Consider the following 20,259-nt stretch of genomic DNA (forward strand, 5'->3'; position numbering starts at 1 on the left):
TGGCGCCGCCGGGTCAGACCGGCAGGCCCTTGGCGCGCAGCACGGCGTCAAAGCGCTCGGGGTCGGCGGTGCCGGCGCGGTTGGTCTCGCGGATCTTTTCTTCCTTGGCGAGGTGCGCGCGCGTCTTCTCGAGCACGCTGGCCGCCTCGGCGGCCGGCACGGCGATGACGCCGTCGGCGTCGCCCACCACCAGGTCGCCCGGCAGCACGACCAGGCCCGCGCAGGACACGGGCACGTTCACCTCGCCCGGGCCGTCCTTGCTGGGGCCGCGGTGGGTGTGGCCGCGCGCGAAGATGGGCATGCCGTCTTCGGCCCATTCGCACAGGTCGCGCACCGCGCCGTCGATGACCAGGCCGCCCAGCCTGCGCGCGATGCAGGTGGTGCGCATCAGCCCGCCGACCAGCGCCTGCGTGAGGTCGCCGCCGCCGTCGATGACGAGCACGTCGCCCGGCTCGACCATCATCAGCGCCTTGTGGATCATCAGGTTGTCGCCGGGGCGCACGCGCACGGTGACGGCCGGGCCGCACAGCACCGTGTCCAGCCGCGCGTGGTACTGGCGCAGGCCGACGGTGCCGATGTTGCGGCTCATCGCGTCGCCGATGGCGGCCACGGGCATCGTCTTGAAGGCGTCGACCACGGCGGCGTCGGGGCCGGCGGCGCGCGGGTTGATGCGGTAGCCGGGCGGCCATTGAAGAGGCGTGGTCATGCGGTAACTCCGTGAACGATTGCGTGTGAAGAAAGAACCTGCGGGTTCACGCAGGCGGAAGCGTCTGCCGGTTGCCCTTGCAGCCAGCCCAGCACGTTGCGCGCGGCGCCGCTGGCCATGCCCGCGAGCGCGGCGGGCGTGGAGCCGCCCACGTGCGGCGTAAGCACCACGTTGGGCAGCGCGGCCAGCGGGCTGTGCGCGGGAAGGGGTTCGTCGGCCATCGTGTCGAGGCCGGCGGCGTACAGGTGGCCGCTTTGCAGCGCGGCAACGAGCGCGGGCTCGTCGATGACTTCGCCGCGCGCCGTGTTGACCACGATCGCGCCGCGCGGCAGCGCCGCGAACTGCGCCGCGCCGAGCATCTGGCGCGTGTGCCTGTTCAGCGGCACGTGCAGGCTCAGCACGTCGGCGAGCGGCAGCAGCGCATCGACCGAGGGCAGCAGGCGCACGCCGGCCACGGGCGAAACGCCGTCGCCGGTGGTGGAGTGCAGGGCGGGGCGGACAGCGGGATCAAAGGCGACCACCTGCATGCCCAGCGCCAGGCCCACGCGCGCCACGCGCTGGCCGACCTGCCCGAAGCCGACCAGGCCCAGCGTCTTGCCTTGCAGCTCCACGCCGTCTTGCGCGCGCGACCAGCGGCCTTCGTGCAGTTCGCGGTCCATCCAGCCGATGCGGCGGGCGGCGGCGAGCATCAGGCCCAGCGTCATCTCCGCGACCGACTGCGCGTTGGCGCCGGGCGTGACGTACACCGGAATGCCGCGCGCCGTGGCCGCGTCGACGTCGATGTTGCTCACGCCCACGCCGTGCTTGGAAATGACCTTGAGCGTGGGGCACGCGGCAATGGCCCTGGCCGACAGCTGCACGGTGCGCGAGATGACCGCGTCGATGGGCTCGCGGGCCATGAGCTGCTCGACTTCTGCGGTGCTCTCGGCACTGTCGGGGTTCGCGAGGTAGATGACGCGCGCGCCGGCTTCGGCGAGCAGGTCGGCGCCGGCTTTGGCGAGCTTCGGCGCCGTCACCAGGACGGTGGGTTTCATGTGTCTCCTGAAGGTTCGGTCTTCGATGTGAGGCGGATTGTGAAAAGCGCCATTCATTCCGTCCAATCGATAATGTTCATCCAACGATTCCTCGGAGCTATGAATGGACATCCAGCTGCGCGACCTGAAGTACTTCGAGGTGGTGGCCGACACCGGCCACCTGGGCCAGGCCGCCGACAAGCTGGGCCGCACGCAGCCCGCGCTCACCAAGGCCGTGCAGCGGCTCGAAGAAGCTTTCGGCAGCGCGCTGTTCGAGCGCAAGGGGCGCGGCATCCAGCTCACGGCGGTGGGCGAGGTGCTGCTGGCGCGGGCGCGGCTGCTGCGCGGCGCTACGGAAGAGGCGCTGCGCGAGGTGAGCGATTTCGCCAAGGGCAACGCGGGCCATGTGCGCATCGGCAGCGGCCCCATCGCGGCCGACCATGTGCTGCCCGAAGTGTGCAACCTGCTGCTGGCCGAGGCGGGCGACACGCGCATCGACATCACCGTGGCGCCCAGCATGGCGCTGCGCGAGCGGCTGCGCGAAGGTGCCATCGACCTGCTGATCGGCCTCATGCCCGAGCACGACCCGGCCTTCGTCACGCATTCCATCGTCGAAGACGTGGTGGTGGTGGCCGCAAGCCCGCAGCACCCGGTGTTCGACATGCCGAAGATCAGCATGCAGGCGCTGCTGCAGTGGCGCTGGGTGCTGCCGGCCGACCCGATTCCCAGCCGCCAGTGGCTGGACGCGGCCTTCCAGTCGCGCGGGTTGCCGCTGCCCACGGTGCAGGTCAACGCCAACTCGATTCCGCTGCTGCCTCGGCTCATTTCGCGCAGCGACATGCTGAGCTTTTTGTCGCGCCACACGCTGGGCGCGGCCGGGCGCGAGGGCACGCTGCGCGAGGTGCCGCTGAAGGCGACCACGCTGCGCCGCCACCTGGGCGTTACCTACCGGAAGGAGGGCTACCTGTCGCCCGCGGCGCGCCGACTGGTGACGCTGCTGCGCTCCGAAGGGAAGCAGCTTTTTTCGTCGGCGCTTTCAAAATATACGCATTGAGTATATATTCGCCGCCCATGAACATGCCGCAACAGGTGCTACTCCGTGACGCGATGCGTCAACTCAACATGACGCGCGACGCCTTCGCGGAACGCATCGGCAGCCGCAGGCGGGCGCTGGACGCCTGGCTGCTGCCCGACGAATCGAACGAATTCCGGGCCATGCCCGAGGTGGCGCGGCGCTTTGTCAGCGAAATCATGGCGTCCGACGGGTTGCGCGGCGAATATACGCAAAGCGCACATGAAGGTGCCTTGCGCAAGGCCACGGCGGTGGACGGGTCGCACCACCTGCTGTCGGTCAGCCAGTTCAACCGCGACGCCATCGACGAGCTGTTCCAGCTGGCCGACGCGATGCAGCCCATTGCCCGGCGCCGCAAGGTGAGCCGCGTGCTCGAGGGCGCCGTGCTGGCCAACCTGTTCTTCGAGGCCAGCACGCGCACCCGCGTGAGCTTCGGCGCGGCCTTCTGCCGGCTGGGCGGCTCGGTGTGCGACACCACGGGCTTCACCTTCTCGTCGATGGCCAAGGGCGAGTCGATCTACGACACCAGCCGCGTCATCAGCGGCTATGTCGATGCGATGGTGGTGCGGCACCCCGAGCAGGGCTCGGTGGCCGAGTTCGCGCGCGCCACCAACGTGCCGGTCATCAACGGCGGCGACGGGCCGGGCGAGCACCCGAGCCAGGCGCTGCTCGACCTGTACACCATCCAGCGCGAGTTCTCGCGCCTGGGCAAGCTGGTCGACGGCGCGCACATCGCGATGGTGGGCGACCTGAAGTACGGGCGCACGGTGCATTCGCTCATCAAGCTGCTGGCGCTGTACAAGGGGCTGAAGTTCACGCTCATCTCGCCGCCTTCGCTGGCCATGCCCGCGGAAATCGTCGAGGCCGTGAGCCGCAACGGGCACGTGGTCGAGGTGGCCGCCACGCCGGCGAAGGCGCTGGCCGGCGCCGACATCATCTACGCCACGCGCATCCAGAAGGAGCGCTTCGCGCACGACGAGGTGCTCGAAGGTTTCGACAACGCCTTCGAGGTGAGCCTTGCGCTGGTCGAGTCGGCCTGCAAGCCCGAGGTGGTGGTGATGCACCCGCTGCCGCGCGACGGCCGCCCCGGTTCGCACGACCTGAGCGTGGACCTGAACAACGACCCGCGCCTGGCCATCTTTCGCCAGACCGACAACGGCATTCCGGTGCGCATGGCCATCTTCGCCACGCTGCTGGGCGTGGACAAGCTGGTGAGCCGCTCGATGCGCGACGCCGCGTGGACGCCACCTTCGCACATCGGGCCGGACGACAGCGTGTTCCACGGGCTCGACTGAGGCCCGCCGCTAAGCGGGCGTGCGGTTCGCTTCAGGCGTGCGCGAGGATGTTGACCAGCTTGCCGAACGGATCGCGCACGTAGAAGCGGCGCACGCCCCATGGCTCGTCGACGGGGCCGTATTCGATCGCGAAGCCTGCCGCTTTCATCCGCGCCAAAGCAGTGTCCACGTCGTCGACTTCGATGGACAGGTCGGGCACCGGCGTGCCCGAGCCGCCTTCGGACGCGATGCTGAGCTGCACCGTCATGTCCGCCTGCGAGCCATAGGTCTGGATCCAGCCGTGGTCCATCAGCAGGTCGAGGCCGAGCACGTCCTTGTAGAACACGGCGGCGCGTGCCGGATCGGGTGCCGCGATGTTGGCAACGATGCGTTTGACTTTCATTGCTCGGGCTTCGTCATGGCGAAGGTTTGCGGCTGGCCGTCGCGCTCGACATGGAGCAGGCCGTCTTCGATGCGGATGCGGCTCCACCGCTCGACGCGTTCGTTGCCATGCAGGATCTCGACGCTGTCTTCGGACACCACGCGGTAGTCGAGCAGCGGCGCTGCCACGGGGCCGTTCTTCTCGCCGAGGATGGCGGTCACGCGGCCGGCGGCGTTGAAGTGGTAGATGTTGACGAGGGTGTCGGAGACGAGGTCGAAGGTGTGGTCGACGAGCAAGGGGAGGGGGAGGGGGGTGAGGGTCATGCGTGCTTTCGTTGAGGGTCCGGCATGGCTGAACCTTGCGGAATATAGGGCACCCCTCGACCGCTCGACGCTTCAGCCGTCGACCACTCAGGCTTTAGCCTTCGACCCGCCGGTACGTCAGCAACCGCCCCCGGTACGCCGCCTGGCTCACGCTTGCCAGCTGGTCCAGCCGCTCCTCGCACATGCCGAAGCCCTCGTCGGCCATCTGGCGGTTGAAGGCGGGGCGGTTGCCGCGGTCGGGGTCGACGATCCACACCTCGGCGGCTGGGCTGGTGTGGCGGCCGATGAAGGCGGCGAGCAGGCCCTTGGCGTCGCGCTCGTACAGCAGGTCGCTGCCGATCACGAGGTCGAACAGGCCGTGCACGTCGCCGTCGGCGCCGGTCTCGCGCATGCCCCAGTGGCCGCGGCGGTACTTCATGGGCGGCAGGGCGTTCAGTCGCAGGTTCTCCAGCAGGAAGCCGGCGGCGAGCGGGTGGCAGTCGCTGGCGGTCATGTCGTTGCCGCGGCGGTGGCCGACCAGGCTGGCCAGCCCCAGGCCGCAGCCGATCTCGAGCACGCGCGCCCCGCGCACCACCGGGTGCGCGGCCATGCGCGCGGCCAGTTGCGCGCCCGAGGGCCACAGCAGCCCGAACATGGGCCACGACGCCGAAGAGATGCCCTGCGCGGCGGCCATGCCCAGGGGGTCGGAGAACTGCTGGCGGTCGAGCAGCGAGCGAATGACGAGGTCGTCGGCACCCGCGATGGCGATGCGCTCCAGCTTGAGTAGATAGCCCGGCATCGAAGGGGTGCGGGGTCTCGCGTGCGAGGCCCCAGTGCTGCAAAGGTGGGCCAGTATGCGCCCTGGTCCAGCACTCTGGCCCGCTCACGCTGGCCTAAGCGTTCCGTCACGCGCGCGTAATGCAATCGTCACCCGTGCCTAAGCTGCCACTCACGGGCCGGTAAGAGCGGCGTCCTAGAGTGAAAACACCGTCATCACTCAAGGAGACAACCATGAGAGTCCGTACCGCAACCCTGTGCATCGCCGCCGTGCCGGCGCTGGTGCTCGCGTCGTTCGCGCATGCCAACGGCTTCGCCGACCCCGACTATCCGCAGGCCTCGCATTCGACGATGTCGCGCGACGCGGTGGCCGCCGACGCCATGCGCGCGAACAACAGCATGCATTCGACCGAAGTGCTCGAGTCGCAAGTGGCCACGCCGGTCTCGGGGCTGGACCGCGCGCAGGTGCAGGCCGAAGCCGTTCGTGCGAACAACAGCATGCATCCGACCGAGGTGCTGGAGTCGCAGGTGCAGGCGCCTGTGGCATCGGGAAGCCTGCCGGCAAGCAACAGCGGCGAATAGGCGGGCTGCGCGCAAGAGCGACGCAAGAGGGCCGCGAGGGCGCCGCGGCAGGGTGCCGCGGTGCACGAAACCGCCATCGAGGGCGGGTAAGCTCGCGGCCCATGAAGCGCAACAGCACCCCCGGCACTCCCGCATCTTCCAGCGGCAAGGCAGCTGCCGTCGGCAGCAAGGCATCAGCCGCCAGCAGCAAGAATTCGGCGGCGGCATCGACGACCGCCGCCGCTCCTTACCCCACCGCTTTCCCGGCATCGCCCGACGGGCCCGACGTGCAGGTGTCCGCCGTGCTCGCGCGCATCCAGGCCCTGTGGTCCTCGCTGGGCCCGGTGGGCCAGCGCATCGCGGACTTCATCGTGAAGAACCCGCGCGAGGTGGTGCACATGTCGGTAAGCGAAGTGGCCGAGCGCACGGGCTCCAGCGAAGGCAGCATCGTCGGCCTGTGCAAGAACCTGGGCGCCACCGGCTTCCAGCAGATCAAGATCGCGCTGGCGCAGGAGCTGGTGCGCCCGGTGCAGTTCATTCATGAAGACCTCGACCCGCAGGACAACGCCACGGCGGTGATCCGCAAGATCTTCAACAGCAACGTGCAGACGCTGCACGACACCGAGGCCACGCTCGACGCCAAGGCGATGGAGCGCGCGGTGAAGCTGTTTCGCAAGGCCGAGCGCATCGAGATCTACGGCATCGGCAGCTCGGCCACCATCGCCGAGGACGCGCACTACCGCATGCTGCGCATCGGCCTGAACGTGAAGCTGGCGGTCGACTCGCACGTGCAGGCCATCAGCGCATCGCTCACCGACGCGAAGACGGCGGTGCTCACCATTTCGCATTCGGGCAGTTCGCACGAGACGGTGACGGCCACGCGGCTGGCGAAGGAGGCGGGCGCGTCGACGGTGTGCATCACCAACTTCGGCAAGTCGCCGATCCAGGCCTATGCCGACGTGCTGCTGTTCACCATGGCGCGCGAAACCAACTTTCGTACCGAGGCGATGACCAGCCGGCTCGCGCAGCTGGCCATCATCGACGTGCTCATCGCCTGCCTGGCGCTGTCGGACTACGACGCCTCGGTGCGCACGCTGCGCCAGACCTTCGACGTGCTATCGCTCAAGCGGTACTGAAGCGGGACTGAAGCGGTAGTGGGGCGGCGCCTCGACCGCCTCCGTTTTTTCCGCCTCCGTTTTTTCCGCCGGCATGGCGAACAGCCCCGCCACCGAAGGCGCGACCGCGCCGCTGGCCGTGCCCACCAGCACGCACGCCATGCCCAGCCGCGCGGCGCCTTCGGCGTCGGTGAGCGGGTTGTCGCCGACCACCACGGTGTCTTCGGCGCTTGCGCCCAGGCAACGCAGGCCTTCCTCGAACAGCAGCGGCGCGGGCTTGCCGACCACGCGCCAGGGCTGCACGCCGCTGGCCGCCACCACGGCCGCGAGCAGTGCGCCGGTCTCGGGCACCACGCGGCCCTGCGGGCCCGGGTGCGTGGCGTCGGCGTTGCTCACGACCAGGCGCGCGCCGCGCAGCAGCTCGTTCACCACCAGCGCGAGCCGCGCGTGGCTGAACTGCATGTCGAGCGCGAGCAGCACGAACTCGGCGCCGGCCTGCACCTGCTGGCAGCCCAGCGAGCGCGCGAAGCGCTGCAGCGCCGGGCTCGCGGCCAGCAGCACGCGCGCGCCGGGGTGCTCGCGCGCCAGTTGCCGCACCGCCAGTTCGCCCGCCAGCACGATGCGCTCGGGCGGCACGCGCAGCCCGAGCCGGCGCAGGCGTTGCGCCAGGCCTGGCGCGGTGTGCGTGGAGTTGTTCGACACGATGGCGTAGCGCCCGTCGAAATGCGCCAGCAACTCGGCCGCGCCCGCAATGGGCTCCTGCTGGCGCACCAGCGTGCCGTCGAGGTCGACCAGCAGGTGGCGGGCCCGCGCCAGGCGGGCATGGGTGACCACGCTGCCTCGGCTGTCATGGGCTGCGGTGGTCCCGGGTGTAAGGGGGTTCGTGCTCATGGCGGCGGATTGTATTGAACATTGCTCAGTGGTTTATTGAATTTGGAGTGAGCAAATTTCATTTGCTTGTCATCTTCGTTTTCTAAAGTTCCGGGCATCGGCTACCGAACCAGCCCCCGAAACGAAAGAAACGCACCATGAAAAAGCTCCTGGCCCTTGCCTCCGCCGCCGTCTCGCTGACCGCCGCGCTCTCCCTGCCGGCGCAGGCCCAGTCCGTGGCCGACGGCTCGCCCGCGCATCCGCTGCGCGTGCTGCTGATTCCGGCCGACGGCGGCACCGAGTCGGGCACCAAGGCCGACTACGCGCCGGTGTTCAACGCCATCACGCGCACCACGGGCCTGAACTTCGACCTGAAGGTGGGCCAGTCTTATGGCGCCGTGGTCGAGGGCATGTGCAACCAGCTCGCGGACATCGCCTTCTTCGGTCCGGTGGCCTACGTGCAGGCCCACAAGCGCGGCTGCGCGCAGCTGCTGGCCGTGGGTGTCGAGAAGGGCGCCTCGGTGTACTACGCGGGCATGTTCGCCAAGGCGAGCGCGCCCATTGCGGGCATCAACGACGTGAAGGGCAAGCGCGTGGCCTTCGGCGACGTCAACTCGGCGTCGAGCTTCACCTTCCAGGTCGCGATGCTGATGGACGCGGGCATGGACCCGGCGCGCGACCTGTCGGCCATTCGCATGACCGGCAGCCACGCCAGCAGCCTGGCCGCGCTGGTGCAGGACCAGGTCGACGTGGCCTCGCTGTCGTTCGACTCTTACGAGAAGGCGGTGAAGCAGGGCGCGGTCGATCCGAAGACGGTGAAGGTCATTGCCAGGAGCATGGCCATTCCGTACCCGCCGCTCGCGCTCAACTCGAAGCTGCCCGAGCCGCTGAAGGCGAAGCTGAAGGACGCCTTCCAGACCGTGAACAAGGCCCCCGGCATCACGCCCGACATGATCCGCGGCTACGGCGGCGGCAAGATCGACGGCTACGACACCAAATTTTCCGAAGACGAGTTCAACGTGGCGGCCGAGAAACTGGGCCTGCTCACCGACGAGCTCAAGGGCCGCATCCTGGCCAAGGCCGCGCAGCGCTGAGCGGGCAGGGCACGCCATGCTGAATTTCGAATCGGTCGCCATGCGCTATGCCGACGGCACGCAGGCGCTCGGCGGCGTCTCGCTGCAGGTGCCCGCGGGGCAGTTCTGCGTGGTGCTGGGCTCTTCGGGCGCGGGCAAGTCGACGCTGCTGCGCATGGCCAACGGGCTGGTGAAGCCCACGCGCGGCACGGTGCAGGTCGAGGGCGTGCGCATCGCGGCCGATTCGCTGGCCCGCATCCGCCCGCGCATCGGCATGATCCACCAGCAGTTCAACCTGGTCATGCGTTCGTCGGTGGCCGACAACGTGCTTGCCGGTGCGCTGCCGGCCATGCCGACCTGGCGCGCGCTGCTGGGGCTGTTCACCGACGAAGCACGCCGCAAGGCCTGCGAGCTCGTCGAATCGGTGGGCCTGCAGGAGCAGCACCTGTTGCGCCGCGTGAGCGAGCTTTCGGGCGGGCAGCAGCAGCGCGTGGGCATTGCGCGCGCCTTCATGCTCGAGCCGCCGCTGGTGCTGGCCGACGAGCCCGTGGCCAGCCTCGACCCGCAGACCAGCCACGACGTGCTCTCGCTGCTGCGCACGCAGGCGCGCGAGCGCGGCACCACGGTGCTGTGCAGCCTGCACCAGATCGAGCTGGCCTGCGAGTTCGCCGACCGCATCGTCGCGCTGCGCCACGGCGCGGTGGTGTTCGACGGGGCACCGGGCGCCTTCGATCCGCAGGTGTTCGATGCGATCTATGGACGCGAGCCCGTGCCCGTGCCCATGCCCGTGCCCGTACCTGCCGTGAGGTCCGGCGACCATGCCGCGGAACCCGAGGCCGCGCTCCCGCTGCACGCCGGCGCCCTGGAGCTGGCGCAATGAACCGCCCCGCATCCGCCTGGAACCTGCCGCGCCCCTACGGCGCGCGCAGCCTTGCCGTGCTGCTGCTCGTGCTGGTGCTCGGCTACTTCGCCGGCCAGCGCGTGGAAATGGGCCGCATGCTGTCGCTCACCGGCGAAGGCGTGCTCGCGGCGGTCGGCCTGCGCGAGCAGTCGCAGGTGCTCTCGGGGCTGGGCACCATCGCGCGCTCGCTCTTTCCGCCGCAGGTCTCGGAGCGCACCGAGGTCGCGCGCATCGAGGGCTTCGACCGCAACCGGCTGCCCTGGTTCTCGCATGTGGAAACGGTGGAAACGCGCGAGCCCAAGCTCAACCCGCAGACGCTGCAGATGGAAGAACGCGTCGACACCCGCGAAGAGCTGGTGGAGCCCTTCGGCTACCTCTGGCACGTGGCGGTGAAGATGCTGGAGACCTTCGAGATCGCCATCTGGGCCACGCTGCTGGCCATCGTGCTGAGCGCGCCGCTGGCCTGGTGCAGCGCGAAGAACTACACGCCGAACCGCGTCGTGTACACGCTGGCGCGCAGCGTGGTCGGCCTGTGCCGCGCGGTGCCCGAGCTGGTGAGCGCGCTGTTCCTGGTGCTGGCCTACGGCTTCGGTCCCATCGCCGGCGTGCTGGCGCTGGCGCTGCACTCGGCGGGCTTCCTGGGCAAGTTCTACGCGGAAGACATCGAGACCGCCGACGACAAGCCGCAGGAAGCACTGCGCGCCATCGGCGCGAACAGGTTGAAGGTGATGCGCTTCGCGGTGCTGCCGCAGGTGATGCCGCAGTTCATCGCCTACACGCTGTACGTGCTCGACCGCAACGTGCGCATGGCCACGGTGGTGGGGCTGGTGGGCGCGGGCGGCATCGGGCAGGAGCTGAAGGGCCGCTACGACATGTACAACTACGCGCACGTCGGCACCATCCTCATCGCCATCTTCCTCACGGTGCTGGTGCTCGACCGTCTCGCAGCGCGCCTGCGCAGCCGCTATGCCTGAGCCCTGACGTCCTCGCGCGCCGGAAGTGCCCACGGTCGCCGTGGGCCACAGCGCGCCACACCCCTGAATTTCTTCACGCCGGTGCAACCCCCAGGGGGCTGCTCGGCCCCGCCTCGCCCGTCGTTCGTCCCACGTCCCCTCTTCGATCAAAGGAAATTGTCATGACCCCACGTGCCTCCCGCCATGGCTTCGTCGCTTCGGCCGCGGCCGGTCTCCTGCTGTGCCTGAGCCTGGCCGCCTGTGGCGGCGGCGGGGGTGGTGGCGGTGTGCCGGTGCTGCCGCCCGCCGGCACCACGCCGCCGACCACCGCACCGCAGCAACCCGACCAGCCGGCCGCGCCGGCCCTGAAGTGCGCGCCCTGAACTCTGCGCACTGAGCCGTTCGCCTTCATCCATCGACCTGCCTCCCATTTTTTGTTTTTGCCCGCGTTGAAAGGCTCCCCATGAACACCACCAACCGTCGCGATTTCTTCCGCAAGTCGGCCGGCGCCGTCGGCGCGGCCTCGGCCCTCACGCTGCTGCCGCCGTCGATCCGCAAGGCGCTGGCCGTCGAGGCCGCGGTCGACACCGGCACCATCAAGGACGTGAAGCACATCGTCATCCTCATGCAGGAGAACCGCAGCTTCGACCACTACTTCGGCACGCTGCGCGGCGTGCGCGGCTTCGGCGACCGCTTTCCGATTCCGCTGGCCAGCGGCAAGCCGGTGTACTACCAGCCCAACTCCGTCGTGGGCGGCCCCGACATCCAGCCCTTCCGGCGCGACTCGCGCGTGGGCAACGCGCTGATCGGCTCGGGCACGCCGCACAACTTTCCCGACATGCAGGGCGCATGGAACCAGGGGAAGATGGATCGCTGGATCCAGTTCAAGAACCAGGCGACCATGGGCTTCTACCTGCGCGACGACATTCCGTTCCAGTTCGCGCTGGCCGACGCCTTCACGCTGTGCGACGGCTACCACTGCTCCATCCTCACCGGCACCGACCCGAACCGCATCGTGTTCTGGTCGGGCTCCAACTTCAACCCGGAGCTGCGCAAGAAGGGCATCAACAGCACCGACACCGACTCGGAGCCCGTCAACTCGCGCTGCTGGCCCAGCCCGTCGAACTGGGTCGCGGGCCGCGCGCAGCAGGCCGACGGCACCGGCCAGAAAGACCCGGGCACGGGCGCGTACAACTACAAGTACGTCAACAACTCGTTCAAGTGGGACACCCTGCCCGACGTGCTGCAGAAGGCCGGCATCAGCTGGCACATCTACCAGAACATGAACAACAACTGGACGGGCGCCATGAACGGCTGCCTGGCCTTCGAGAGCTTCCGCACCGCGCAGCCCGGCTCGCCCAACTACGAGCACGGCCTCACGGGCGGCCCGGCGGCGGCCGACGGCGCCGTCAACTTCCTGGCCCAGCTCAAGCAGGACGTCATGAACGACACGCTGCCGCAGGTCTCGTGGGTGCTGCCCACGCAGGCGCTGGCCGAGCACCCGGGCAGCAGCGAAGGCGTGGCCGGCGCGGCCGACTTCATCTCCGACGTGCTGGCCGCGCTCACGTCCAACCCCACGGTGTGGAGCAAGACCGCGCTGTTCGTCACGTTCGACGAGAACGACGGCTTCTTCGACCACCTGGCGATGCCCGCGGTGCCTTCGTACGACGCCAGCGGCACGCTGATGGGCAAGTCGACCGTGCCGCTGGACGGCGAGTACTTCGACGCCTCGGTGGGCAGCTACCTGAACGCGGCCGACACCACCAGCGGCAAGGTGCGACCCTGGGGCCTGAGCTCGCGCGTGCCGATGTACGTGGTGTCTCCGTGGAGCAAGGGCGGCTGGGTCAATTCGCAGGTGTTCGACCACACCTCGCTGGGCCGCTTCCTGGAGCAGCGCTTCGGCATCACGGTGGACGCCATCAGCCCGTGGCACCGCGCGGTGTGCGGCGACCTGACCTCGTGCTTCGACTTCGTGAGCCCCAACGACCCGGTGGTGCCCAAGCTGCCCGACACCAGCAACTTCCCCGCGATCAATGCGGCGCAAAAGCTGCTGCCCACGGCTCCGGTCACCACCGCGCCCACCACGCCGCAGCCGCTGTTCCAGGAGACCGGCACGCGATTTTCTCGCGCGCTGCCCTACGAGCTTCACACCAGCGCGCGCGTCGAGGCGCGCGGCATGCTGCAGTTGATCTTCTCGAACACCGGCACGCAGGGCGCCGTGTTCCATGTGTACGACAAGCTGCACCTCGACCGAATTCCGCGCCGCTACACGGTGGAAGCCGGCAAGCAGCTCTCGGACTACTGGAACACCGGCGCCACCGACAGCGGCAAGTACGAGCTGTGGGTGTACAGCAGCAACGGTTTCGTGCGCACCTTCAAGGGCGAGGCGCTCGCGGCCGACGCCGCGGCCTTCAAGCCCGAGGCGCAGGTCTGCTACGAGCCGGCCACCGGCCAGGTCTACCTGAAGGTGCACAACACCGGCACGGCGGCGGGCACGGTCACGGTCACCTCCAACGCCTACCGCGGCGACGGCCCCTGGCCGCTGGAGGTGGCGGCGGGCGGCACCGGCACGCTGCACTGGAACCTGGACGACAGCGGCCACTGGTACGACTTCACCGTGAGCGGCGCCAACTTCGAACGCCGCTTCTCGGGCCGCGTGGAAACCGGCAAGCCCGGCGTGAGCGACCCCGCGATGGCGCTGCACCTGAAGGGCTGAGCACCGCCACCTTCACCCGCACAGACACCATGAAGCACAACAAGCGCGCCACGCGCAGCGCAGCCCTGCTCGGGCTGGCCGTCGCGCTCGGCTCGGGCAGCGGGCTGGTACAGGCCCAGACCACCACCTGGGACCCGGCCAAGTCGAACCTCGGCATCGGCACGGGCACCGGCAGCACCGGCGTCACCGGCACCAACAACCAGGCGCTGGGCACCGGCACCGGCAACAACGTGAGCACCAATTTCAACCTCGCCATCGGCGACGGTGCGGGCGTGGGCGTGAGCGGCGGCAACGCCAACCAGGCCATCGGCTTCCAGGCCGGCGACAACGTCAAGGGCGGCTGGAACCAGGCCATCGGCCGCAGCGCGGGAGACAACGTCACCGGCGATCACAACAACGCCATGGGTTTTCACGCCGGCAGCGGCGTGACCGGCTCCGACAACAACGCGATGGGCACCAACGCCGGCATGACCGTCACCGGCAGCAGCAACGTGAGCCTGGGCAACGGCGCGGGCAACAACGTCAGCACCAACTGGAACCTGGCCATCGGCGAGGGCGCGGGCACCAACGTGTCGGGCAAGAACGCCAACCAGGCGATCGGCTACTACGCGGGCACCAACGTGGTCGGCGGCTGGAACCAGACCATGGGCCGCAGCGCGGGCGAGAACGTGACCGGCGACTACAACAACTCCACCGGCTACGCGGCCGGCCAGTTCGTCACCGGCAACCGCAACGACGCCACCGGCAGCAACGCGGGCCAGCACGTGAGCGGCTCCGACAACGAGGCCTACGGCACCAGCGCCGGCAGCAACGTGACGGGCAACGCCAACCAGGCCTACGGCAACGGCGCGGGCGGCAACGTGAACGGCAGCAACAACATCGCCTCCGGCCAGGGCGCCGGCGCCGGCGTGACGGGCTCGGGCAACCAGGCCAGCGGCATGCAGGCCGGCGCGCAGGTCTCGGGCAACAACAACGTCGCGACCGGCCAGGCCGCCGGCGGCGGCGTGCAGGGCAGCCAGAACCTGTCGTTCGGCAACGCGGCCGGCCAGGGCGTGGTGGGCAACGGCAACCTGGCGCAGGGCAACGGCGCCGGCCAGCACGTGAGCGGCAGCGGCAACATCGCCATCGGCAACGACGCGGGCGTGTACGTGAACGCGAGCCAGGGCATTTCGCTGGGCGCGTCGTCGCGCGCCAGCGCCGACAACGCCATTGCGCTGGGCAGCAACGCCACGGCCAGCCACGAGAACAGCGTGGCGCTGGGCGCGGGCAGCACGACCACGCGCGGTGCGCAGGCGGCGTACACGGCCATCGGGCTGGCGAGCGTGCAGTCGTCGGTGGGCGAGGTGGCGCTGGGCAACCGGCAGCTCACGGGCGTGGCGCCCGGCAGCGCGGCCACCGACGCCACCAACGTCGGCCAAGTGCAGGGCATGGTGAAAGACGGCGTGGCCTCGGCCAATGCCTACACCGACACCATCGCCGCGCAGGGCCTGCCGCTGGGCAAGGCCTACACCGACGCCACGGCGGCCCGCCTGCAGGGCCAGATCGACGACAACGCACGCCGCGCCTACGCCGGCATCGCCAGCGTGGCCGCCATGGAAGCCGCGCCGATGGTGCCGGGCAAGCTGAGCTACGCGGTGGGCCTGGGCAACTACCGCAGCGAAAGCGCGCTGGGCGGCTCCATTCGCCACACCACGCAGGACGGGCGCTACAGCGTCACGCTGGGCGTGGGCGCGAACAGCTCGGGCGTGGTGACGCGGGTGGCGCTGACGGGCGTGTTCGACTGAGGGGCCTGCGCTTCAGTCGCGGCCGGGCCGCAGCTCAGTCGCGCGTCAGCACGAAGCGCTTGCGGATGCCACTCGCGGCCGAGGGCGCCACCCACAGGTCGAACTCCCCGGGCTCGACCACCGGCTTCATGTCGCGGCCGATGAACTTCAGGTCGTCGGCCGTGAGCGTGAACTCCACCTGCTGCGAGGCACCCGGCGCGATGCTGATCTTGCGAAAGCCCTTCAGCTCGCGCACCGGGCGCGTCACGCTGGCGGCGCGCTCGGCAATGTAGAGCTGCACCACTTCGTCGGCCTCGCGCTGGCCGGTGTTGGTCACGGTCGCGCGCACGCGCAGCGTGTCCGACAGGGTCATGCGCTCCTGGCTCAGCTCCACGCTGTCGTAGCGCACGGGCGCGTAGCCCAGGCCGAAGCCGAAGGGGTACAGCGCCTCGTTGGTCGTGTCGATGAAGCGCGCCTTGAAGGCGGTGTCGGGTGCGTTCTCGGGCGTGGGGCGGCCGGTGCGCTTGTGGCCGTAGTAGTAGGGCACCTGGCCGGCGGTCTGCGGAAAGCTCACGGGCAGGCGGCCCGAGGGGTTGAAGTCGCCGAACAACACGTCGGCAATGGCGTTGCCCGTCTGCACGCCGAGGAACCACGTGACCAGGACGGCGCGCGCGTTGCGCACCGCGCCCTTCAGCGCCATGGCGCGGCCGTTGCTCAGCAGCACCACGACCGGCTTGCCGGTGGCGGCCACGGCCTCGGCCAGGTCCTGCTGCGCCTGCGGCAGGCCGATGTCGCTGCGCGAGCGGGCCTCGCCTGACATCTTCTGGCTCTCGCCGACGGCCAGCAGCACCACGTCGGCGTCGCGCGCGGCGGCCACGGCCGCGTCGATGCCGCCGGGCAGCGCGCTCTCGATGCCCGAGCCGCGCACCACGTTCACCGATGAGCCCGGGCCCAGCGCGGCGCGCAGGCCCTGGTCGATGCCCACCGGCGCCGACTGGCCCGGGAACAGGCTCCAGGCGCCCATCAGGTCGATGGTGCCTTCGGCGAAGGGGCCGACCAGCGCGATCCTGGTGCCGGCCTTGGGCAGCGGCAGCAGCATGCGCTCGTTCTTCAGCATGACGATGGAACGCCGCGCGCTCTCGCGGGCCAGTTCGATGAAGGCGGGGTTCTCCGCGCGTTGCGCGGCGGGCGGGCCGTCCAGCCCATGCATGGGGTCGTCGAACAGGCCCAGCTTCATCTTCACGCGCAGCACGCGGCGCACGGCCTCGTCGAGCCGCGACACCGGCACCTCGCCCGAGGCCACCAGGTCGGGCAGGTAGCGCATGTACAGGCCGCTTTGCATGCTCACGTCGGTGCCGGCCATGAAGGCCTGCTTGGCGGCCTCGCGCGGGTTGGCGGCGTAGCCGTGCTCCACCAGCTCTTCGTCGGCGGTGTAGTCGGAGACCACGAAGCCCTGGAACTTCCACTCGTCGCGCAGCACGCCGGTGAGCAGCGCGGGGTTGGCGGTGGAGGGCACGCCTCCGATTTCGTTGAACGCGCTCATGATCGACAGCGCCCCCGCGTCCAGCGCGGCGCGAAACGGCGGCAGGTACACCTCGCGCAGCGTGCGCTCCGAGATGTCGCTCACGTTGTAGTCCAGGCCGCCCTCGGCCGCGCCGTAGGCCGCGAAGTGCTTGGGCGTGGCCAGCATGGCATCGGGCCGCGCGAGGTCGGGCCCCTGGAAGCCGCGCACGCGCGCCGCGGCGAACTGCCGCGCCAGGTACACGTCTTCGCCCACGCCTTCGAGGCCGCGGCCCCAGCGCGCGTCGCGCGCGATGTCGACCATGGGCGCGAAGGTCCATCTGAAGCCGTCGGCCGTGGCCTCGACCGCCGCCGCGCGCGCGGTGCGCTCGGCCAGCGCGGGCTCCCAGCTGGAGGCCTCGGCCAGCGGCATCGGGAACATGGTGCGAAAACCGTGGATCACGTCGGCGCCGAAGATCAGCGGAATGCCCAGGCGCGACTCCTTCACCGCGATCTGCTGCAGCCGGCGCTTGCCTTCGAGGCCGGCGTTGTTGAAGAGGCCGGTGAGGCGGCCGGTGCGCACGTCCTGCGTTTCCTGCTGGGCATTGCGCCAGCCGGCCTGCGGGTTGTTGGGTGTGTCGATGTCGGCGGGGCCGTACAGGCTGAGCTGGCCGGCCTTTTCCTGCACGGTCATGCGGGCGATGAGCGCGTCGATGTCGGCTTCGCTGCGCACGCCGGCCGCCAGCGGGAGCGCGGGCAGCGCAGGCGGCGCAGGCGGCACAGGCTGTAGCGGTGCCCCGGCAGGGGCTTTTTCGGCGGCGGGAAGGGTGGGGGAGAAGGAGACGGAGGCCAGCGCAATCAGGCCGGCGAAGCCAAGGTTTCGAACGCTCATGGCGCATCATTTTGGGCCGAAAGCGAATCGCCCCAAAAAAATAGCCGCCGGCACCCGTCGCGGAGGCACCGGCAGCCATCGAAAAAACGAGCGGCGCTTACTGCTTGTAGCTGTCGTCCACGCGGTCGAGCTTGCGAATCAGCGACGGCCACACGAAGCTGCCACCCAGGCCGCCGGTCTGCACCTTCATGGCCTGGCCCACGCCCTCGACGATCTTCGGGTTCACGTGCGTGAGCTCGCTGCCGCCGGACTGCGCCGCGATCTGGATCTGGCAGGTGTTCTCGAAGGTGTACATCGACAGGAAGGCGTCGGCGATGGTCTTGCCGCAGGTCAGCAGGCCATGGTTGCGCAGCATGAGGAAGTTGGCGTGGCCCATGTCGGCCTGCAGGCGCGGCTTCTCGTCGTCGCGGAAGGCCACGCCTTCGTAGTCGTGGTACGCCAGCGAGGCCAGCACGAAGGTCGACTGCTGGCTGATGGGCAGCACGCCGTTCTTCTGCGCGCTCACGGCGATGCCGGCCTTGGTGTGGGTGTGCAGCACGCACTGGATGTCTTCGCGCGCGGCATGCACCGCGCTGTGGATCACGAAGCCCGCGGGGTTCACGGGGTAGGGCGAGTCGATGACCTTGTTGCACTGCTGGTCGACCTTCACCAGGCTGGAGGCGGTGATCTCGTCGAACATCAGCCCGTACGGGTTGATCAGGAAGTGGTGTTCGGGGCCGGGCACGCGCGCGCTGATGTGGGTGAACACCAGGTCGCTCCAGCCGTACAGCGCCACCAGGCGGTAGCAGGCGGCAAGGTCGACGCGAAGCTGCCACTCTTCGGCGGAGACGAGCTTCTGGACTTCGGGTTGGGAAAAAGCGTTCATGGCGGGGATGTCCTTCGTGGTGGGGCTCAGGCCGCGGCGGGTTCGGAGAGCGCGGCCTTGTAGATGCTCTGTTTGGGCTGCGCCATCACGCGGCGCAGCATGGGTTCGAACTCCGCGATCGGCAGCGTCTCGGCCTGTGGGTCGAAGGCGGGGTTGTCGTAGAGCGCGCAGAACTCGGCCGTGCGCTCGTAGTGCGGGTGGTCCCTGAAGTTGTCGCGCATGTCGCGGTTCAGGCCGATGTGGTGAAAGAAGTAGTGGCCCTGGAAGATGCCGTGGTTCTGCACCATCCAGTGGTTGGCCTCGCTCACGAAGGGCTTCAGGATGGCCGCGGCGATGTCGGGGTGGTTGAAGCTGCCCAGCGTGTCGCCGATGTCGTGCAGCAGCGCGCACACCACGTACTCCTCGTCGCGGCCGTCGCGCAGCGCGCGCGTGGCGGTCTGCAGCGAATGGGTGTAGCGGTCGACCGGAAAGCCGCCGTAGTCGCCCTCCAGGATCTGCAGGTGCTTGATCACGCGCGCGGGCAGGCCGGTGGTGAACTGCATGAATTCGCCGCCGATCAGTTGCCAGTCTTCGCGGGTGCTTTCCTGCATGCTCTTGAAACTTGCGCGTGCGTTCATCGGGAGGGTCTCCGTTCTTGTGTGTCGTGGGGTGCCGGTCACTGTAGACCCCGGCTTGACGCTCAACTGTCAAAAATTTGACAATGCGGGGTGCTCGTTAACCCCTGTCGCCAGGGAGACGGCGCACGCTTTGACATGCCTTCTTCCCCACCCCCTTCAGCTTCAGCTTCTGCTTCCATCAGGCCGCGCCTGTCGGCCCCGCACCGCGCCGCGCTGGAACGCAACCCCTGGTTCACCAGCATGCCGCGCGCGCAGCGCGACGCGCTGGTGGCGTCGGCCGAGCTCATCCACGTGCGCCGCGGCGCCATGGTGTTCCGCCAGGGCGATTCGATCGAGGCGGCCGGCGGCGGCTTCTACGGGCTGGTGGCGGGCACCATCAAGATCTCGTCGCTGCGCCAGGACGGGCGCGAGGCCATCCTCGCCATGCTGGAGCCGGGCATCTGGTTCGGCGAGATCACGCTCATCGACGGCTCGCCGCGCACCCACGACGCCACCGCGCTGGAGGCGCTCGACCTGCTGGTGGTGCCGCCCGAGGCCTTTGCCCGGCAGATGCGCGACGTGGTCTTCTCCAACGCCATGGCCGCGATGCTGGCCGCGCGCGTGCGCATGCTCTACGGCCTCACCGAAGACGCGACCCTGCGCAGCCTGCGCGCGCGGGTGGCGCACCGGCTGCTGGTGCTGGCGCGCGGCGACGCCACGCAGTCGGTGCTGCTGCGGCATGTGGTGAAGCTGTCGCAGGAGGCGCTGGCGATGATGCTCGGCGTGACGCGGCAAACGCTGTCGAAGGAGCTCAACGCGCTGGCGAGCGAAGGCGTGATCTCGCTGGGCTACGGGCGCATCGAGCTGTTGTCGCTCGACGCGCTGCAGGCGCTGGTGAGCACGGGGTAGGCGCGTGGCGCGGCCTGTG

20 protein-coding genes are annotated in these 20,259 nt (G+C 69.4%); 11 read left to right on the forward strand and 9 right to left on the reverse strand.

The window, feature by feature from the left end:
- Positions 1-13: 13 nt before the first annotated feature.
- Complete coding sequence (locus QTI51_RS05925; RefSeq protein WP_116908714.1) at positions 14-706, reverse strand: RraA family protein; 693 nt, start codon at positions 704-706, stop codon at positions 14-16.
- Complete coding sequence (locus QTI51_RS05930) at positions 703-1,740, reverse strand: hydroxyacid dehydrogenase (protein ID WP_116908715.1); 1,038 nt, start codon at positions 1,738-1,740, stop codon at positions 703-705. Before QTI51_RS05930 ends, QTI51_RS05925 begins: the two co-directional genes overlap by 4 nt.
- Before the next feature lie 103 nt (positions 1,741-1,843).
- Between QTI51_RS05930 and QTI51_RS05935 the strand changes: the two genes are divergently transcribed.
- A complete protein-coding gene (locus QTI51_RS05935) occupies positions 1,844-2,773 on the forward strand; it encodes a LysR family transcriptional regulator (RefSeq protein ID WP_116908716.1) in 930 nt (309 codons plus the stop codon).
- A gap of 17 nt (positions 2,774-2,790) precedes the next feature.
- Positions 2,791-4,086 carry an aspartate carbamoyltransferase gene (locus QTI51_RS05940; protein WP_116908717.1) on the forward strand — a complete coding sequence of 432 codons (1,296 nt, stop codon included), beginning with the start codon at positions 2,791-2,793 and terminating at the stop codon, positions 4,084-4,086.
- Positions 4,087-4,117: 31 nt separating this feature from the next.
- Here QTI51_RS05940 and QTI51_RS05945 read toward each other — a convergent pair whose 3' ends face one another.
- From QTI51_RS05945 to QTI51_RS05955, 3 genes are all read right to left on the reverse strand, one after another.
- The gene (locus QTI51_RS05945; protein ID WP_116908718.1) at positions 4,118-4,468 is read right to left on the reverse strand and encodes a VOC family protein; all 351 of its coding nucleotides are present in this window, start codon (positions 4,466-4,468) and stop codon (positions 4,118-4,120) included.
- Complete coding sequence (locus tag QTI51_RS05950; protein WP_132748834.1) at positions 4,465-4,770, reverse strand: hypothetical protein; 306 nt, start codon at positions 4,768-4,770, stop codon at positions 4,465-4,467. The genes QTI51_RS05945 and QTI51_RS05950 overlap by 4 nt, the downstream gene beginning before the upstream one ends.
- Before the next feature lie 94 nt (positions 4,771-4,864).
- Positions 4,865-5,548 carry a class I SAM-dependent methyltransferase gene (locus QTI51_RS05955; RefSeq protein ID WP_116908720.1) on the reverse strand — a complete coding sequence of 228 codons (684 nt, stop codon included), beginning with the start codon at positions 5,546-5,548 and terminating at the stop codon, positions 4,865-4,867.
- A 212-nt stretch (positions 5,549-5,760) separates the two neighbouring features.
- On the opposite strand from QTI51_RS05955, the gene QTI51_RS05960 reads away from it, so the two are divergent.
- Positions 5,761-6,108 carry a hypothetical protein gene (locus QTI51_RS05960; protein WP_116908721.1) on the forward strand — a complete coding sequence of 116 codons (348 nt, stop codon included), beginning with the start codon at positions 5,761-5,763 and terminating at the stop codon, positions 6,106-6,108.
- Positions 6,109-6,209: 101 nt separating this feature from the next.
- Positions 6,210-7,223, forward strand: a complete 1,014-nt coding sequence (locus tag QTI51_RS05965; protein ID WP_286512410.1) for a MurR/RpiR family transcriptional regulator — start codon at positions 6,210-6,212, stop codon at positions 7,221-7,223.
- Here QTI51_RS05965 and QTI51_RS05970 read toward each other — a convergent pair.
- Positions 7,203-8,093 carry an HAD-IIA family hydrolase gene (locus QTI51_RS05970; RefSeq protein WP_116908722.1) on the reverse strand — a complete coding sequence of 297 codons (891 nt, stop codon included), beginning with the start codon at positions 8,091-8,093 and terminating at the stop codon, positions 7,203-7,205. The two genes, QTI51_RS05965 and QTI51_RS05970, sit on opposite strands and share 21 nt — an antisense overlap.
- A gap of 137 nt (positions 8,094-8,230) precedes the next feature.
- On the opposite strand from QTI51_RS05970, the gene QTI51_RS05975 reads away from it, so the two are divergent.
- The 6 genes from QTI51_RS05975 to QTI51_RS06000 all read left to right on the forward strand — a co-directional run bounded on the left by QTI51_RS05975 (position 8,231) and on the right by QTI51_RS06000 (position 15,499).
- A complete protein-coding gene (locus QTI51_RS05975; RefSeq protein WP_116908723.1) occupies positions 8,231-9,166 on the forward strand; it encodes a phosphate/phosphite/phosphonate ABC transporter substrate-binding protein in 936 nt (311 codons plus the stop codon).
- A 16-nt stretch (positions 9,167-9,182) separates the two neighbouring features.
- Entirely contained in the window at positions 9,183-10,025 is an 843-nt protein-coding gene (phnC, locus tag QTI51_RS05980) for a phosphonate ABC transporter ATP-binding protein (protein ID WP_116908724.1), read from the forward strand.
- Complete coding sequence (gene phnE / locus QTI51_RS05985) at positions 10,022-11,020, forward strand: phosphonate ABC transporter, permease protein PhnE (protein ID WP_116908725.1); 999 nt, start codon at positions 10,022-10,024, stop codon at positions 11,018-11,020. Before phnC ends, phnE begins: the two co-directional genes overlap by 4 nt.
- 161 nt (positions 11,021-11,181) lie before the next feature.
- Positions 11,182-11,382 carry a hypothetical protein gene (locus QTI51_RS05990; protein WP_116908726.1) on the forward strand — a complete coding sequence of 67 codons (201 nt, stop codon included), beginning with the start codon at positions 11,182-11,184 and terminating at the stop codon, positions 11,380-11,382.
- 80 nt (positions 11,383-11,462) lie between these two features.
- Positions 11,463-13,715, forward strand: coding sequence for a phosphocholine-specific phospholipase C (locus QTI51_RS05995; RefSeq protein WP_286512406.1), 2,253 nt, complete (start codon positions 11,463-11,465; stop codon positions 13,713-13,715).
- 29 nt (positions 13,716-13,744) lie between these two features.
- Positions 13,745-15,499: a YadA family autotransporter adhesin gene (locus QTI51_RS06000; protein WP_286512404.1), complete on the forward strand. Its 1,755-nt coding sequence runs from the start codon at positions 13,745-13,747 to the stop codon at positions 15,497-15,499.
- 34 nt (positions 15,500-15,533) lie between these two features.
- Here the strand turns inward: QTI51_RS06000 and QTI51_RS06005 are convergent, their stop codons facing one another.
- The 3 genes from QTI51_RS06005 to QTI51_RS06015 all read right to left on the reverse strand — a co-directional run bounded on the left by QTI51_RS06005 (position 15,534) and on the right by QTI51_RS06015 (position 19,352).
- Positions 15,534-17,870, reverse strand: coding sequence for a glycoside hydrolase family 3 N-terminal domain-containing protein (locus QTI51_RS06005; protein ID WP_116908730.1), 2,337 nt, complete (start codon positions 17,868-17,870; stop codon positions 15,534-15,536).
- 97 nt (positions 17,871-17,967) lie between these two features.
- Positions 17,968-18,735 (reverse strand): class II aldolase/adducin family protein, encoded by a 768-nt coding sequence (locus QTI51_RS06010; protein WP_116908731.1) that lies wholly within the window; start codon positions 18,733-18,735, stop codon positions 17,968-17,970.
- A gap of 26 nt (positions 18,736-18,761) precedes the next feature.
- On the reverse strand, positions 18,762-19,352 hold the full coding sequence (locus QTI51_RS06015; RefSeq protein WP_116908732.1) for an HD domain-containing protein: 591 nt from the start codon (positions 19,350-19,352) through the stop codon (positions 18,762-18,764).
- Positions 19,353-19,487: 135 nt separating this feature from the next.
- Here QTI51_RS06015 and QTI51_RS06020 point away from each other — a divergent pair, with 135 nt between their 5' ends.
- Entirely contained in the window at positions 19,488-20,240 is a 753-nt protein-coding gene (locus QTI51_RS06020) for a Crp/Fnr family transcriptional regulator (protein WP_116908733.1), read from the forward strand.
- Positions 20,241-20,259 lie beyond the last annotated feature (19 nt).

Origin of the sequence: Variovorax sp. J22G73 (genome assembly GCF_030317035.1) — a bacterium.
Lineage (GTDB): Bacteria > Pseudomonadota > Gammaproteobacteria > Burkholderiales > Burkholderiaceae_C > Variovorax.